Below are 16,611 nucleotides of genomic sequence, written 5' to 3' on the forward strand. Positions count from 1 at the left end.
GACATTCAACCTGAATAGGGGTCAGCGCTGTAACGCTGCATCAAGGCTTGCTGAGCCCCCGGCCCGGGTGCGGTCAAACCCACGCGGTGGTACTGCCCATTGGACGACAAATCCCAAGCATCTCGCCCATCGTGCAAGTAGGCGATCAGGCATTCGTCGATGATCCGCTGGCGCAATGCCGGATCTTGAACCGGCCATGCCAGCTCAATTCTGCGCGTCATGTTGCGGCTCATCCAGTCGGCGCTGGACAGGTAAAGCGATTCGGCTTGGTCGGCGCAAAAGTAAAACACGCGCGAGTGCTCGAGAAAACGACCGATCACCGAGCGCACCCGAATGTTTTCGCTCATGCCCACCACCCCTGCAGGCAGCATGCAGGCACCGCGCACAATCAGGTCAATCTTGGCGCCCTTTTGACCCGCCTCCAACAAGGCTTCGATCAGAGGCACATCGGTCAAAGCGTTCATCTTGATGACAATGCGCGCAAAATGGCCGCGCGCTGCAGCCTGCCCAACGGCCTTGATGCGGGCCTGCATGTCGGCATGCAACTGAAAGGGCGCCACCAACAGGCGTTTCATTTTGGGCAAACGACTCTGGCTGGCCAAATGGCCAAACAGTTGGTCCATGTCAGAGGTGATGGCCGCATCGGCCGTCAAGTAACTGATGTCGGTGTACAGCGCTGCGGTTCTTCGGTTGTAGTTGCCGGTGGACAAATGACCGTAGCGGCGCAATGTGCGGCCCTCGCGGCGGGTGACCAAGAGCATCTTGGCGTGGGTCTTGAGGCCCACGATGCCATACACCACCTGGGCACCAATCGCTTCAAGTTGCTCAGCCCAATTGATGTTGGCTTCTTCGTCAAAACGGGCTTTGAGTTCGACCACCGCAGTGACTTCTTTACCCCGGCGCACCGCCTCGCGCAACAGGTCCATCATGGTGGTGTCACTGCCTGCACGGTAGATGGTTTGCTTGATGGCCAAGACATTCGGGTCTTGCACAGCCTCTCGCAAAAAGGACAAGACCCCATCAAAGGTCTCAAAGGGCTGATGGATCATCACATCGCCCTGTTTGAGCCGGGCAAACACCGAGCCGTTCTGGGGCAGTTGCGCCGGAAAACTGGCTTTGTACGGCGGAAACAGCAGCTCAGGTGCGTTGACCAGGTCAATCAACTGCATCAGGCGAACCAAATTGACGGGACCATTGACGCGGAAAACAGCCGCCTCGGGCAATCGGAATTCTTTGCGCAAAAACTCCGCCAAACGAGGTGCGCAACTGGCAGACACTTCGAGCCTGACGGCTTGCCCGTAATTGCGATGCTGCAGACCTTGTCGCAGCGCCATGCGCAAATTGGCTATTTCGTCCTCGTCGACGGCCAATTCAGAGTGGCGTGTGACCCTGAACTGAGAGAACTGTCCGACCTCACGCCCCGGAAACAATTCCGACAAGTGCGAGCGGATCACGCTGGACAACAACACATAGGCCGTGCTGCTGCCGCAGACGCTCGCAGGCAATGGAATCAAGCGAGACAAAACACGAGGGACTTTGACAATGGCGATCTCATTGGACCGACCAAAGGCGTCTTTGCCCGACAACTGAACGATGAAGTTCAAGGATTTGTTGGCCACCTGAGGAAACGGGTGCGCAGGATCCAGACTCACGGGAACCAACAAGGGTTGAACTTCACGGTGAAAGTAATTGCGCACCCATTGACGCTGTTCGGCGTTGCGCTCGCCGTGCGACAAGATGCGGTAACCCTTGCGCTCCAGGGCTGGCAACAAATCGTCGTTGTACAAGGCGTACTGACGCGCCACCATGGCATTGGTTTTGTCGGCAATTTCTTGCAGGCTTTGAGACGTGTAAGGGCCTGATTTCAAACCTTGCAAACAGCCCATGACGTGGGGTTCGGCTCGGACCTCAAAAAACTCATCGGTATTGGACGAGACGATGCACAAATAACGCAAGCGCTCCAGCACGGGCACTTCGGGTCGGTGGGCCCAATCGAGCACCCGCTCGTTGAAGGCCAATATGCTCAAGTCTCGGTCAAGCAAACCCAATGAAGACTCGTCCGATGTAAACGGTTTGACAGGTTCGGCCATGGTATTTTTTAGTTTGATCAATTCATTCTAAAAACCAGGCATGTCAATTTGATGACAATTTGGTGAATCGCTTCGTCAAATTTCACATTTGTTTGACGGGCACCAAATAAGACTTAAACAAGGCGACAGTTTCAGGCCAAGCAAATTTTTCGGCACGCGCACGGGCTTGATGTCGGCCGACTTGAAGTGCATCTTCCACAGCCTGCATCAGGTTTTCGGACAGAACACCACCCAAGACTTGACCAGAACCACCCAAGACCTGTAAGGGGCCGTCGACCGGATAGGCCGCTACAGGGGTTCCACTGGCCATGGCCTCGAGCATGACCAGGCCAAATGTTTCATGCCGGGACGGAAAAACAAAGACATCTGCCGCCGCAAAAACACGTGCCAGTTGGGGGCGGGGCAAGACGCCCATCCAAATCACACCCGGATAACGGGCCTTGAGTTGGGTTTCCAGCGGACCTTCACCACACACGATGCGGGTGCCTTCAAACTTCAAATCCAAAAAGGCATCGATGTTTTTTTCGTAAGACACACGGCCCACATACAGCGCCAGTGGTCTTGGCAAGCTTTGAAACTCCGGCAAATTCAAGGGTTCTGAGTGGTAATTGAACAAACGCAGATCCACGCCGTGGGTCCAGGGTTTGAGCTTTTGAAACCCCCGAGATGCCAGCATCTCAAGAACACCTTGTGTGGGCACCATGACCCCAGACGAAGGCCCATGAAACCGACGAAAAAGGCCGTACCCCATCCACAAGGGAATGCGCAATGCCGCTTGCAAAATTTCAGGAAACTTGGTGTGAAATGCTGTGGTGAATGACCAGCCTTTTTTGAGGCAGTGCTTTCTGGCAGCCCAGCCCAAAGGGCCCTCAGTGGCAATGTGCACCGCGTCGGGCTTCAATGCGTCCAGCATGTTGGCCAACGTTCGGTAAGGTCGGATGGCCAAGTCGATGCCCGCATAGCCTGGACAGCTTCGTTTGTTGAACTGACCAGGGTGGATGACCGAGACATCCACTCCCAACGGTCCCAACTCTTGAACCAATTCGTGCAGCGTAGTGACCACGCCGTTGACCTGCGGATGCCATGCATCGGTGATCAATGCAAGCCTCATGACTGCAAAACTTTCATAGATTTGGCCAGCGATAAAACGCCCGCCTGCCCGCCCCAATGGATGATTTCCAGTCGTCCATCAGCATGTTCGACCAGCGCTGTTCGGCTTTCTACCCAATCCCCATCGTTGCAGTACAAAACACCGTTCACATCTCTGATCTCAGCGTGGTGAATGTGGCCGCACACCACACCGTCATAACCGCGCCGCTTGGCTTCCTGGGCGACAGCCACTTCAAAGTCACTGATGAAGTTCACAGCTTTTTTGACCTTGAGCTTCAAATACGCCGACAAGGACCAGTAGCCCCAGCCCATGCGTGCCCTGACTGTGTTCAGATGTCGGTTCAAGCGAAGGGACAATTCGTAGAGCCAGTCGCCTGTGTAAGCCAACCATTTCGCGCATTGAATGACCCCGTCGAAATGGTCTCCATGCACGACCCAAAGCTTGAGCCCTTTGGCTGTGGTGTGGGTGGTGTCGTGAAGCACTTCAACACCGCCAAAAGCATGACCGACAAAATGCCTTGCAAATTCGTCGTGGTTGCCCGGTACGTATATCACGCGACAACCTTTACGTGCACGGCGCAGTAATTTTTGCACCACATCGTTGTGACTTTGCGGCCAAAACCAACGCCTGCGCAACTGCCAGCCGTCAACGATGTCACCCACCAAATACAACACGTCGCTGGGGTGATTTTTCAAGAAGTCCAACAGGGCTTCAGCCTGAAAACCGGGCGTACCAATGTGCAGATCAGATATGAAAATCGCCCGCAGACGTTGGCGGTCTGGGGGCGTTTCTTCATCGTCCTGGTCGTCTGCTGCCGTGGACAGCATCTGTCGAAGTGGGTACGGCACCTGAAAGTCTTGCTGTGTCACCGGGCTTTTGAGAGCGCCTAGGGATACAAGCTGGCTTGCTGGCGCAGTCATTGGGCACCTGATGCAAAGTGTTTTTTGTAGCGTGCAGGCAAATCTGCGGTGCGCATCATCATGGGCAAATCTGCGGTGTTGAAATCCGGATCCCAAGCAGGCGCGCCCAGCACTTTGGCACCCAATCGAAGGTAACCCTTGATCAGCGCTGGCGGTTCGATCGACAGGTGGTGGTCCAGCTGTTCAACCGGCAGCGCCAAGCGGGGGCGCACATGGAACTGGATATCGGCCAAATGGCTATGGCGTAACTGGTGCCAAATGCTGGCGGCCACATCGCCGGTGACCACGCCGTTGTGCAGCATGGGAATGCTGGCACAGCCGATCATGGTGTCCAAGCGGTTGCGGTCCATGAATTCAAACAAAGCGCCCCACAAGGCCATGATCACCCCACCGTGGCGGTGATCCACATGCACGCAACTGCGTCCCAACTCGACCATGCGCTTGCGCATGCCGCGCAAACGGGTCAGGTCAAATTCGGTGTCGCTGTAAGTGCTGCCAATGCGCTTGGCCTGCACAGGTGTCAACACCCGATAAGTTCCAATCACTTGGCCTGTGGCCGTGTCGCGCACCAACAGGTGCTCGCAGTAGTCATCGAACACATCGATGTCGTGGCCCTCGATGGTCTTGGGCAGACGCGCACCGAGTTCGGTGGCAAAAACAGAATACCTCAGGCGTTGCGCTTCACGAACTTCGTCTTGATGTTGCGCCCAGCTGACCTGAATGGTGCTTTGCACGCGGCGAGGTAAGAAGTCAACTTGGGCTTGATTTGATCTTGGATGAAGTGACCCCCTGGGCAACTGGACCGGCGACAAATCAAAAGTGGGGTTGGGGATTTCTTTCATGGCACACGCTCCTTTTCATCAATAAGACGATGGTGCGTGGCGAACGTGTCAAGAAAATGTCTTTGGCATGAAAATTACGTGACGCACTGGGCGGCGACCGATTGCATCAAACCCTCAAGCTGATCGAGCGCGTCTTGAATCGTGATCTCAAACCAACCGTCTTTTTGACCCAAGTCATCCCATATCCTGAGCTGAATCGCCTCGGCAAAAAATGCCTGGCGTTCAAAATCATCACACTCGTCTTCACTCAGGTGGCCGCCTTGGTGGGTCAAACTTCTCAGGCTTTGTGGCGACAGTTTTCGTGCGTAACTGGCACGCGTGGTGACCAAGTACCGTTTGGCCAACACATGCAGGCGCACAGGCTCAGAAACGGCCAAGCCAAACAAGGGCTCTAAAAGCCTTGAACCCAAAGCGGCATGACCTTTGACAGCCGGATCTGTAGTTGGAGCACTTGGTTGTGACCACAAGTGGCCTACGTCGTGCAGCCAACTGGCCAACTGCAATTCCAAGCTGGCACCCGACTTTTCTGCCAGTCGGCCGCACTGCCACGCGTGCGCCAAATGGGTCACACGCTCACCCGAATGAATGCGGTGAGCTGCTTGGCGGTAGAGACCGATGATGTCTGCGGTACTGAAATGCATCGCAGCATTCTGAGTGCGTGAGATGTCAAATGGATGACAGATTGCCTTGTTCTTTTCAGGTTTTCTGACAACGACTTGCGGTAAGGTCGCTGCTTTTACAGGAGTCTTCATGATCTTAGAACTCGCCGACTTCCGCATTCATGCCGGTCAGCAAGCCGCGTTTGAAAAAGCCATCGAACTGGGCCTGAGCACCGTGGCCTGCAAAGCCAAGGGTTACCGGGGCGCCAAAGTCAACCGATGCATTGAAAACCCCGAGCGTTTTGTGCTGCAAATTTTTTGGGACAACTTGGAAGACCACACCGTGGGCTTTCGCGAGTCAGCACTTTTTACCGAATGGCGTGCCATCGTCGGCCCATTTTTCGCGGCACCGCCCCACGTTGAGCATTTCGAGTTGACTTACGCCTCTGCTTGATGGCGGGATCAGTCGGCTTGGTGGCCTTGCACCAAGCGCGACAAAAGATGCACAAATTGGCTTTGCTCTTGCGGGGTCAGCGGACTCAGGATTTTTTCCTGAATCCGCGCCACATCTTTTTGAACTTGGCCCAGGGCCTGCACACCTGCGGCGGTGACCACCAAAAGTTTTCGTCGGCGATCGTTCGGATCGGCTTTTCGCTCAACCCAAGCTTTGGCCTCCAAACGGCCAATGACCGATCCCGATGTCGCAGGGTCAAACGCCACCCGTTTGGCCAAACTCACTTGGTCTATGCCCGGGCTGTCCAGCAAGGCATTCAAAATCGCAAATTGAACCGGCGTGATATCGGCGTCGGTCAACTGTTCGGCAAAGATGGACACCGCGATTTGCTGAGCGCGACGAATCAAATGTCCTGGGGTGGCATGAAGATCAATACTTTTGACTGTGTTCATAAGTTACCGGGGTGACTAGAGGGTCTGTTGGGTTTCAAAAGATCGGATTAACATCAAACGTCCATTTTTTTGAAAGCACGTCATGAGCTTTGTGTTTCCACCTTCTCCGCCTGTTTCGGTGCCCGTATTGGGCAAAACGGAGCGCTTTCCGGTTCACCGCATTTACTGTGTTGGGCGCAATTATGAAGAGCACGCCAAAGAAATGGGCTTTACCGGCCGTGAGCCGCCCTTCTTTTTTCTCAAGCCCACAGACAGCCTCGTGGTCGTCGAGGCTGGCCAAACCGGCTCGATGCCCTACCCCAGCTTGACCCAGAACCTGCATCACGAGATTGAATTGGTGGTGGCCATTGGCAAAGGCGGTCGCAACATCTCGGCAGCCGACTCGATCACGCACATTTACGGTTATGCCGTGGGCTTGGACATGACGCGCCGTGACCTGCAAAACGAGATGAAAAAACAAGGCCGTCCCTGGTGCATTGGCAAAGCGTTCGACCACTCTGGCCCCATCGGTCCCATCACACCGATTGCCCAAACCACCGACATCAACCATGCCGAAATCAGCCTGCAGGTCAACGGTGCTGACCGCCAGCGCAGCCACATCTCCAAGCTCATCTGGAGCGTGGCTGAAACCATCGAACACCTGTCGGCGGCGTGGGAACTGCAGGCCGGCGATTTGATTTACACCGGCACCCCAGAGGGCGTCGCTGCGGTGGTCAAAGGCGATTTATTGGTCGGATCGGTGGCAGGCCTGTCGCCATTGCAAATCAAGATGGTTTGATCACCAAGCCCAGTCAATGGGCCTCTGAAAAACATGAATAAAAGTGCTCAAAACCCATAAAACATAGTGTTTACCCTATATTTTTGTATTTTAACTTGCAACATAATTCATGTTTCATCTTTAAACCGACCGAGCGGTTGGTTTAATATGGCATGGTTCGAACACCCCACAGGAGACAAGCTCATGAAAAAAATTCTGCAACAAACGGCCTTGGCCGCAGGCCTGATGGCCGTTGGTTTTGGCGTTCACGCCCAGACCATCACTCTGAAGGTTCACCACTTCTTGGGCCCACAAACCATTCAGCACACCACCATGCTGGGAGACTGGTGCAGAAACATTGCACGCGACTCCAAGGACCGCCTGAAATGCGACATTTTCCCAGCCATGCAGTTGGGTGGAACACCGGTCCAGCTTTACGAGCAGACCCGTGATGGCGTGGTGGATGTGGCTTGGACTTTGCAAATTCACACGCCCCGTTTGGCCAAGTTGGAAGTGTTCGAATTGCCCTTCATGATGACCAATGCCGAGGCCACCAGCCGTGCAGCTTGGGACTATGCACAAAAGTTCGCCCAAGACGACTTCAAAGATGTGAAGATGCTGGCCATTCACGTGCACGGCCCAGGCAACATCTACACCAAAGCCAAGCCTGTGACCCAAATGGCCGACTTGAAAGGCATGAAGGTTCGCGCGCCCACTCGCCAATCCAGCCGCATGCTGGCCCTGATGGGTGCGACACCCGTGTCCATGCCTGTGCCCCAAGTGCCTGAAGCTTTGTCCAAAGGCGTCATTGACGGTGCTGTGATTCCTTACGAAGTGGCGCCCAGCCTGAAAGTCAACGAGTTGACCAACTTCACGGCCGAGACCGATCGCACTTACAACGCGCTGTACACCACCGTGTTTGTGATGCCCATGAACAAGGCCAAGTACGACTCGTTGCCTGCCGATCTGAAAGCGGTGATTGACAAAAATTCGGGACGCGAACTGTCTGCCTTCATGGGCAAAACACAGTCGGGTCACGATGCTGTCGGTAAAAAAGTTTTTGAAGCCAGCGCGAACCAAAAAATCAGCATCATCCCCAAGGCTGAGCTTGAAAAATGGAAGAAAGCGACCGACAGCTTGGACGACGCTTGGGTGGCTGACATGACCAGCAAAGGCATGGATGGCAAAGGCATGTTGCAAAGTGCTACTGACTTGATCAAGCAGTACACCAAGTAAGCACCAGCCCCGCATTCAAAAAGAGCAGGAGCACCTCCTGCTCTTTTTTTCGACTCTTCGATTGCGGTCTATTGATTTTTTTTAAACGCAACGGTCATGCACCAAACCACCTGCGAACTTTGAGTTCACCATGATGTTTTCTAAAGTCCTTGAGCGAATCGCCTTGATGTGCAGCCTGCTGGGAGGGCTGGTGTTGACTGCTGTCATGCTCATGACCTGCTACAGCTTGTTTGGGCGCAACGTGTTGGGCTCGGCGCTCATTGGTGACTTTGAATTGACCGGGGTAGGCGCTGGCGCCGCCATTGCTTTGTTCATGCCGCTGTGTCAGCTCAGGCGCGAAAACATCATCGTTGACTTCTTCACCGCCAAATGCACGGAATCCACCTTGTTTCGTTTGGACCGATTAGGCGATGCCTTGATGACTGTGATATTTGCTTTGTTGTCTTGGCGCTGCGGCTTGGCTGCCATCAACGCCAAAGAAACCATGGGGGCATCCATGCTCTTGGGCTTTCCTGACTGGATCGTGTTCACCAGCATGTGCATTCCGTTTGGCATCACTGCGCTGATTGCAGCCGCGCAAGCCACTCAAACTGTCCAACATCACAGGGCCGTGTCATGACACCCATCAGTTTGGCTTTGATGATTTTCGGCATCATGCTGTGCCTGATGGTGATCCGCGTTCCGATTGCAGGCGCCATGTTCTTGGCGGGTACGGCCGGCTTTGTTTTGCAAACGGGTTTCACGCCCTTTTTGAACTTTTTGAACAACCTCGCCTTCGCGCGATTGGCCAACTACGATTTGTCGGTGATCCCCCTGTTCATTTTGATGGGGCACTTTGCAACACAAGGCGGCATCAGCAAAGCCCTGTTTCAATTTGCTGCAGCGGTCATGGGCCGCTTCAAAGGCGGATTGGCCATGGGGGCTGTTTTGGCCAGTGGCGCGTTTGGTGCCATTTGTGGCTCCTCAGTGGCCACCGCAGCCACCATCACGGGCGTGGCTTTGCCCGAAATGAAACGCCACGGCTACTCGGGTCGCTTGTCCACCGGCACTTTGGCCGCTGGGGGCACCTTGGGCATTTTGATTCCACCCTCTGTGCCTTTGGTGATTTATGCCATCTTGACGCAGCAAAACATCGCCAAATTGTTTGCCGCAGCCATGTTGCCTGGGATCATCGCCATGGTGGGCTACATGATCGCTATTGCGATTTATGTGCGACTGGTTCCGGGCCAAGCGCCCGACCAAGAAGAGCGTGAAAAACTCACCTTTCAATCTCTGCAAGGCATTTTGCCCATCGCCATGATTTTTGTGGTCGTCTTTGGCGGTATCTATGGCGGCTTGTTCACCCCCACCGAAGGTGCCGCCGTGGGTGCTGCATCCACGTTTCTGGCGGCGCTCCTCAAGCGCGAGTTGACTTGGTCCAAGTTTTTGCATTGCTTCCACGCCACCGCGCTCAGCACGGCCATGATTTTTCTGATTTTCATGGGCGCGGATGTGATGAATGCGGCTTTGGCCAGGACGCAAGTACCCGGCCATTTGGCCGAGTTGGTGGTGTCCATGAACTTGGCTCCCCTGTTGGTGGTCTCAGGCATCTTGCTGCTGTATGTGGTGTTGGGCGCCGTGATGGACGAGTTGTCCATGTTGCTGCTGACCATCCCGATCTTTTTCCCGATCATCATGAAGCTGGACTTCGGGATGACGCCAGAACACACCGCCATCTGGTTTGGCATCATGGTCCTCATGACGGTTGGCTTTGGCATGCTGGCACCGCCCGTGGGCCTGAATGTGTACGTGGTCAATGGGATGGCCAAGGATGTGCCATTGAGCGAGAGTTACAAAGGCGTCATGCCCTTCCTGATCAGTGACACACTGCGAACTTTGCTCTTGCTGTTTTTCCCAGGCATCTCACTGTTCCTGATCCAGTACTTGACCTGATAGCCAACACCCACCAGACAAGCCTCCGGCTTACCCCAGCCCGGAGGCTTTTTTCATGCGGAACTGGTTAGACTCTGACCTTGAACCCCGTCCATCACCACGCCTCATCAGTCCACCCATGATGTTTGACCGCACCATTCGACATTGCCGCCAATGTGGCGCTCTGGTTGCTCGCAGGCTGCCCGACGACGGCGACACCAAGCTGCGCGCCATTTGCACCGTCTGCCACACCGTGCATTACGAAAACCCGCTGAACGTGGTGGGCACCGTGCCCCACTGGGGTGAGCAGGTCTTGCTGTGCAAGCGCAACATCGAGCCGCGCAAAGGCAAGTGGACACTGCCCGCCGGTTTCATGGAGTTGGGCGAATCCACCTCCGAGGGCGCAGCCCGCGAGACCACCGAAGAAGCCGGGGCGCAGTTCATCATGGAAGACCTGCTCACGGTGATGAGCGTGCCGCGTGTGGGCCAGGTGCACCTGTATTACCGCGCACGCTTGACCAGCGACGTGTTTGACCCCGGCCATGAGACCATGGAAGCGCGCCTGTTCACAGAAGCAGAAATTCCTTGGGACGAATTGGCTTTTCGCACCGTCAAGGAAACCCTGGAGCACTACTTTGCCGACCGCCGTGCGGGCCAATTTGGCACGCACGCGTTCGACATTGCCTGAACGCTGCACAGATCAAATGTCAATCGCGGCAGCCGATCCGGCCTGCTTGCGCAGTTCAAACTTCTGAATTTTGCCTGTGCTGGTTTTGGGCAGCTCGCCAAACACCACCGCACGCGGCACCTTGAAGCCCGCCAGGTGCTGTTTGCAATGGGCCACGATCTGCTCGGCCGTGACCTGGGCATCGGCCTTCAGCTCCACAAAGGCGCATGGCGTCTCACCCCAACGCACATCGGGCTTGGCCACCACAGCCGCCGCCAGCACAGCGGGGTGGCGGTACAACACGTCTTCGACCTCGATCGATGAAATGTTCTCGCCGCCCGAAATGATGATGTCTTTGCTGCGGTCCTTGATCTTGAAGTAGCCATCGGGGTACTGCACCGCCAAATCGCCGCTGTGGAACCACCCGCCAGCAAAGGCCTCTTGCGTGGCCTTGGGGTTCTTCAGATAACCCTTCATGGTGATGTTGCCCTTGAACATGATCTCGCCCATGGTTTCGCCGTCTTGTGGCACGGGCTCCATGGTTTCGGGGTTGAGCACGCGCACATCGCGCTGCAGGTGGTAGCGCACACCCTGGCGGGCGTTCAGGCGGGCACGCTCGCCAATGTCGAGCGCGTCCCACTCGGGGTGCTTGGGGCACACCGTGGCCGGGCCATACACCTCGGTCAAGCCGTACACATGGGTCAAGTCAAAACCCATTTGCTCCATGCCTTCGATCATCGAGGCCGGGGGCGCAGCGCCCGCCACCATGGCCTGGATGCCCGCAGGCACACCCGCCTTCATGGCCGCCGGGGCATTGACCAGCAGGCCGTGCACGATGGGTGCGCCGCAGTAATGCGTGACGCCGTGGTCGCGCATGGCATCGAAGATGGCCAGCGCGTCCACCTTGCGCAAACACACGTTCACGCCCGCACGCGCCGCCACCGTCCAGGGAAAGCACCAGCCGTTGCAATGGAACATGGGCAGCGTCCACAGATAGGTCGCATGCTTGGGCATGTCCCATTCCAGAATGTTCGAAATCGCATTGGTCGCCGCGCCCCGGTGGTGGTACACCACGCCTTTGGGGTTGCCCGTGGTGCCACTGGTGTAGTTCAGGGCAATCGCATCCCACTCGTTGGCGGGCAGGCTCCAGGCAAAGTCGGCGTCGCCCCTGGCCACAAAGGCTTCGTAGGTGAGCGTGCCCAGCTTGTCGCTTGTGCCTGAATACAGCGCATCCTCCACATCGATCACCAGCAAGGGCCGTGTGGACTGGCGCAGCGCCAAGGCTTTTTTCATCACGCCCGCAAATTCCGGGTCCACGATCACCGCCTTGGCCTCCCCGTGGTCGAGCATGAAGGCCACCGTTTCTGGGTCGAGCCGGGTATTGAGCGCGTTGAGCACCGCGCCGGCCATGGGAATACCAAAATGCGCCTCCACCATGGGCGGCGTATTGGGCAGCATCACAGCCACCGTGTCGTTCTTGCCGATCCCGGCCTGCGTGAGGGCACTGGCCAACTGCCTGGAGCGCCGGTAAGTGGTGGCCCAATCTTGGCGCAAGTCACCGTGCACAATGGCCAAACGGGTTGGGTACACCTCAGCGGTGCGCTCGATGAAACTCAACGGCGAAATGGGCGCATGGTTGGCAGGGGTCTGAGGCAGATCCTGATCGAAGATGCTGACTTTGGTATCGGTCATGAAATGGTCCTATGGCGTCTGACGGTTGAATGGTCCACAGTTTGCCTGACCCGGCGCTGAAATCCATGCTGGTTTGCCCCGAAACAGCACCTGGCAGGCCCGTCTTATCGGTGAAAATAGCCAGATGGCCATCCCCCAGTCTTTCATCCAAGAGCTGTTGTCCCGCGTCGACGTGGTCGACATCGTGGGCAAGTATGTGCAGCTCAAGAAAGGCGGCGTCAACTTCATGGGCTTGTGCCCGTTCCATGGCGAGAAATCCCCCAGCTTCAGCGTCAGCCCCACCAAGCAGTTTTTCCACTGCTTTGGGTGCGGCAAAAACGGCAACGCCATCGGCTTTTTGATGGAGCACGCGGGCATGACCTTCATTGAGGCGGTCAAAGACTTGGCCCAGCAAACCGGCATGCAGGTGCCCGAAGAGCAGCAATCACCCGAAGACCGCGCCCGCGCCGCCGCCGCCAAAGCCAAGCAAGACAGCCTGAGCGATGTGCTCGAAAAAGCAGGCGAGGCTTACCGCGATCAGCTCAAGATCACCCCGCACGCCATCGACTACCTCAAGGGCCGGGGCTTGTCGGGGCAAATCGCCAAACGTTTTGGTCTGGGCTACGCGCCCGAGGGCTGGCGCTCGCTGGCCAGCATCTTCCCTAAATACGATGACCCGCTCTTGGCCGAATCGGGTTTGGTCATCGTCAACGAAGAAGACGACAAACGCTACGACCGTTTTCGGGACCGGATCATGTTCCCGATCCGCAACATCAAGGGCGAGTGCATCGGCTTTGGCGGACGGGTGATTGGCAGCGGCACACCCAAGTATTTGAACTCGCCAGAAACTCCGGTGTTCCACAAAGGCCGCGAGCTGTATGGTTTGTATGAGGCCCGCGAAGCCCTGCACAGCGCAGGCTATGTGCTGGTGACCGAAGGCTACATGGACGTGGTGGCCTTGGCGCAGCTGGGCTTTGCCAACGCCGTGGCCACGCTGGGCACGGCCTGCACGCCTGACCATGTGCAAAAGCTGTTCCGCTTCACCGACTCGGTGGTCTTCAGTTTTGACGGCGACGGTGCAGGCCGACGCGCCGCCCGTAAAGCACTCGACGGTGCTTTGCCCTACGCCACCGATGTGCGCAGCATCAAGTTTTTGTTCTTACCCGCCGAACACGACCCCGACAGCTATGTGCGCGAGTTTGGCCAAGAGGCTTTTGCCGAGCAGATCAAGCAGGCCATGCCCTTGTCGCGCTTTTTGATCGAAGCGGCCAGCGCTGACTGCGACCTGCAAAGTGCCGAAGGCCGCGCTCGCCTGTCGAGCCAAGCCAGACCCCTTTGGCAATTGCTGCCCGAAGGCGCACTCAAGCAACAACTTTTGTCAGAACTGGCGCAACTCATCCAGCTGGAAACGGCTGGGCTTGAAAAACTCTGGGCCCAACAAGCGGCCACCGACCAGCGCTATGCGCCCGCAGCCCGTGGCCTTGGTGCTGGCACCCCCCCTGCGCCCCAGATGGCCACCAATGCGGCCTTCAGCCGCGTCGCCAATCCTTCGGACAGGGGCGATCACCCCTTTGAGCCCAGCTATGGCGCACCACCCGGCTGGGCTGGCGATGCAAGCTTGGCCCAAAGCGCAGCCGCCTTTGACAAACCCTACAACCCTGGCACCAACCAGTGGCCCCGCAAGAACCCCAACTGGACGCCGGGCGGCAAGTTTGTGAACGGCAAATACAAGCGTGAACCTGCGCCTTTGTACACCGGCCCGCGCACCGTGCCGGCCAGCCGGGCTGACCATGCAGCGCGTGTTCTGCTGGGCAACATGGCTTTGTGGGAAAGCATGGGCGGCGAAGACCATGCCATGCTGTGTGCTCTGCCTGCGCCCCACGGCCCTTTGTTTGCCTGGCTCGAATCGCAATTTCACGAACAAGGGGCTTTGGGGTGGTCCACTTTGCGCGAGCACATGCAAGACCAGCCTTTTGCCGAAGAAGCCAAACGCTGGGTGGCGCAAGACAAAATGAATGTGGTGGCTGGCAGCGAAGAGGCCACCCCGCCTGATGTGCAAGAAGCCCGGCTAGAGCTGCGCAGGCTGCTCAACATGCTCATGGTGGATCACTTGCAACAACTCAAGAACGAAGCCCTGGCCCAACACCAAGCCGGTTCAGACCCCGACGCACTGGCACGTTACAGCAGCCTGGACAAACGCTGGCGCGAACTCAAAGCCGCCGCGGCCTTGGTCTCTCCAGACTGAGGCTTATTTGCCCACCAGCTGATTGAACTTCTCGGCCTCGAAAGTTTCACGGGCAGCGCCCACACCCGGCACAGGCATCTGCTGCTGTGCGCACAAGACCTCAAGGGCTTTCCAAATCATCGAGATCTGTTGCTCCTGACCGGCCGCGTTGTCGATCAAGCCCCGCAATGCCTGACTCACCGGATCGTCGTCTTGGGTGATGCCATAGGCGCTGAACTTGCGATCGGTCCCCGACACATCGGCGCTCTCACCTTGCTTGGAGGGAATGATGCGGGCCGGAATGCCCACTGCGGTGGCCCCGGCAGGCACAGGCTTGATGACCACGGCGTTGCTGCCAATCTTGGCCCCATCGCCCACTTCAAAGCCGCCCAGCACCTTGGCCCCGGCACTGACCACCACATCTTTGCCCAATGTGGGGTGACGTTTGGCCCCTTTGTAAAGCGAGGTACCGCCCAAAGTCACGCCTTGGTAAATCGTGCAACCGTCACCGATCTCGGCCGTTTCCCCCACCACCACGCCCATGGCATGGTCAAAAAACACGCGCTCGCCGATCTTGGCCCCAGGGTGGATTTCGATGCCCGTCAAACCCCGCGAAACGTGCGAGATGAAACGACCCAACCACTTGAAACCATGATTCCAGCACCAATGGGCCCGGCGGTGCAGCACCAAAGCATGCAAGCCGGGGTAGCAGGTCAGCACTTCCCAAGCGGAGCGGGCAGCTGGGTCGCGGTCAAGAATGCACTGAATGTCGGAGCGAAGGCGAGAAAACATAGGCCAGAGTCTATCGCTTGACTTGTTTGTTTGCGTCAGCAGCCTGCATCATGGCTTTGGCCACCCCGCGCAAGATGTGGATTTCCTCGGGGCTGAGGGCAGCGCGGTTGAAAAGTTGGTTCAGCCGAGGCATGAGTTTTTTGGGCGCAGCCGGGTCCAAAAAACCAATGTCGGTCAACGCTTGCTCCCAATGCGTGAGCATGCCGGCCACTTGTTGCGCATCGGCTTGATCAGCGGGCGGTACCGCGTCTTGGACGGGAAAGCCCCCCAAAGCCACACGCCAGTCATAAGCCACCACCTGGATGGCCGAGCCCAAGTTGAGCGAGCCAAACTGCGGATGGGTGGGAATGGACAAGGCCACATGGCAACGGTAAACGTCCTCGTTCTTCATGCCAAAACGCTCAGACCCGAACAAGAAAGCCACGCTGTGCGCAGGGGCACCGGGCTGGGTGAGTTCAGCAAAATGTTCACGCGGCGAACGGGTAGGCGGGCCGAAGTCACGCGGCGTCATGGCCGTGGCGCACAGATGGGTCACACCGTCCAAAGCTTCTTCCAGCGTGTCCACCACACGGGCTTTGGCCAGCACATCGTTGGCCCCACTGGCACGTTGAATGGTTTCCTCTTTGCGCAGCACATTGGGCCAACGCGGGGCCACCAAAACCAACTCGTCAAAGCCCATGACTTTCAGTGCACGGGCGGCGGCGCCCACATTGCCAGCATGGCTGGTTTCTATCAGGATGAATCGCGTTTGCATGCCCCGATTGTCCATGCTGGAGCCCACCCCGCCGGGCTTGCCCCTGCGCTCGGTGACGCACAAATGACGAACGCCCTGGTTTTTCATGAGAAAATGCTGGCCTTGCCGCCGCGATCGTGCGAAGGCCCACC

16 protein-coding genes are annotated in these 16,611 nt (G+C 57.1%); 7 read left to right on the forward strand and 9 right to left on the reverse strand.

Annotated features, from left to right (window positions below; genetic code table 11):
* Window positions 1-5: 5 nt before the first annotated feature.
* The 5 genes from ppk1 to B472_RS03660 form a co-directional block, all read right to left on the reverse strand.
* Window positions 6-2,090: a polyphosphate kinase 1 gene (gene ppk1, locus B472_RS03640; protein WP_019425395.1), complete on the reverse strand. Its 2,085-nt coding sequence runs from the start codon at window positions 2,088-2,090 to the stop codon at window positions 6-8.
* Between the two features lie 82 nt (window positions 2,091-2,172).
* Entirely contained in the window at window positions 2,173-3,201 is a 1,029-nt protein-coding gene (locus B472_RS03645) for a glycosyltransferase family 1 protein (protein WP_019425396.1), read from the reverse strand.
* Window positions 3,198-4,028: a UDP-2,3-diacylglucosamine diphosphatase gene (locus tag B472_RS03650; protein ID WP_019425397.1), complete on the reverse strand. Its 831-nt coding sequence runs from the start codon at window positions 4,026-4,028 to the stop codon at window positions 3,198-3,200. The genes B472_RS03645 and B472_RS03650 overlap by 4 nt, the downstream gene beginning before the upstream one ends.
* An 89-nt stretch (window positions 4,029-4,117) precedes the next feature.
* Window positions 4,118-4,963: a GNAT family N-acetyltransferase gene (locus B472_RS03655; protein ID WP_019425398.1), complete on the reverse strand. Its 846-nt coding sequence runs from the start codon at window positions 4,961-4,963 to the stop codon at window positions 4,118-4,120.
* A gap of 74 nt (window positions 4,964-5,037) precedes the next feature.
* Window positions 5,038-5,604, reverse strand: a complete 567-nt coding sequence (locus B472_RS03660; protein WP_019425399.1) for an HD domain-containing protein — start codon at window positions 5,602-5,604, stop codon at window positions 5,038-5,040.
* Between the two features lie 109 nt (window positions 5,605-5,713).
* Between B472_RS03660 and B472_RS03665 the strand changes: the two genes are divergently transcribed.
* Window positions 5,714-6,016 (forward strand): antibiotic biosynthesis monooxygenase, encoded by a 303-nt coding sequence (locus B472_RS03665; protein ID WP_019425400.1) that lies wholly within the window; start codon window positions 5,714-5,716, stop codon window positions 6,014-6,016.
* 8 nt (window positions 6,017-6,024) lie between these two features.
* Here B472_RS03665 and B472_RS03670 read toward each other — a convergent pair whose 3' ends face one another.
* Window positions 6,025-6,468, reverse strand: a complete 444-nt coding sequence (locus B472_RS03670) for a MarR family winged helix-turn-helix transcriptional regulator (RefSeq protein WP_019425401.1) — start codon at window positions 6,466-6,468, stop codon at window positions 6,025-6,027.
* Window positions 6,469-6,550: 82 nt separating this feature from the next.
* On the opposite strand from B472_RS03670, the gene B472_RS03675 reads away from it, so the two are divergent.
* From B472_RS03675 to B472_RS03695, 5 genes are all read left to right on the forward strand, one after another.
* The gene (locus B472_RS03675; protein ID WP_019425402.1) at window positions 6,551-7,246 is read left to right on the forward strand and encodes a fumarylacetoacetate hydrolase family protein; all 696 of its coding nucleotides are present in this window, start codon (window positions 6,551-6,553) and stop codon (window positions 7,244-7,246) included.
* A 183-nt stretch (window positions 7,247-7,429) separates the two neighbouring features.
* Complete coding sequence (locus B472_RS03680; protein ID WP_026039216.1) at window positions 7,430-8,461, forward strand: TRAP transporter substrate-binding protein; 1,032 nt, start codon at window positions 7,430-7,432, stop codon at window positions 8,459-8,461.
* Between the two features lie 130 nt (window positions 8,462-8,591).
* The gene (locus tag B472_RS03685) at window positions 8,592-9,080 is read left to right on the forward strand and encodes a TRAP transporter small permease (RefSeq protein ID WP_026039217.1); all 489 of its coding nucleotides are present in this window, start codon (window positions 8,592-8,594) and stop codon (window positions 9,078-9,080) included.
* Window positions 9,077-10,393, forward strand: coding sequence for a TRAP transporter large permease (locus tag B472_RS03690; RefSeq protein ID WP_019425405.1), 1,317 nt, complete (start codon window positions 9,077-9,079; stop codon window positions 10,391-10,393). The genes B472_RS03685 and B472_RS03690 overlap by 4 nt, the downstream gene beginning before the upstream one ends.
* A 118-nt stretch (window positions 10,394-10,511) precedes the next feature.
* A complete protein-coding gene (locus B472_RS03695; RefSeq protein ID WP_019425406.1) occupies window positions 10,512-11,060 on the forward strand; it encodes an NUDIX hydrolase in 549 nt (182 codons plus the stop codon).
* A 12-nt stretch (window positions 11,061-11,072) separates the two neighbouring features.
* On the opposite strand, the gene B472_RS03700 is transcribed toward B472_RS03695, so the two are convergent.
* The gene (locus tag B472_RS03700) at window positions 11,073-12,731 is read right to left on the reverse strand and encodes an acyl-CoA synthetase (RefSeq protein WP_019425407.1); all 1,659 of its coding nucleotides are present in this window, start codon (window positions 12,729-12,731) and stop codon (window positions 11,073-11,075) included.
* 124 nt (window positions 12,732-12,855) lie between these two features.
* Here B472_RS03700 and dnaG point away from each other — a divergent pair, with 124 nt between their 5' ends.
* On the forward strand, window positions 12,856-14,955 hold the full coding sequence (gene dnaG / locus B472_RS03705) for a DNA primase (protein WP_019425408.1): 2,100 nt from the start codon (window positions 12,856-12,858) through the stop codon (window positions 14,953-14,955).
* A gap of 3 nt (window positions 14,956-14,958) precedes the next feature.
* Here the strand turns inward: dnaG and cysE are convergent, their stop codons facing one another.
* Window positions 14,959-15,726, reverse strand: coding sequence for a serine O-acetyltransferase (cysE, locus tag B472_RS03710; protein ID WP_019425409.1), 768 nt, complete (start codon window positions 15,724-15,726; stop codon window positions 14,959-14,961).
* Window positions 15,727-15,736: 10 nt separating this feature from the next.
* Window positions 15,737-16,480 carry an RNA methyltransferase gene (locus tag B472_RS03715; protein WP_026039218.1) on the reverse strand — a complete coding sequence of 248 codons (744 nt, stop codon included), beginning with the start codon at window positions 16,478-16,480 and terminating at the stop codon, window positions 15,737-15,739.
* Window positions 16,481-16,611: the final 131 nt, after the last annotated feature.

The sequence above is a fragment of the Limnohabitans sp. Rim28 genome, from assembly GCF_000293865.2.
Taxonomy (GTDB): Bacteria; Pseudomonadota; Gammaproteobacteria; order Burkholderiales; family Burkholderiaceae_C; genus Limnohabitans_A.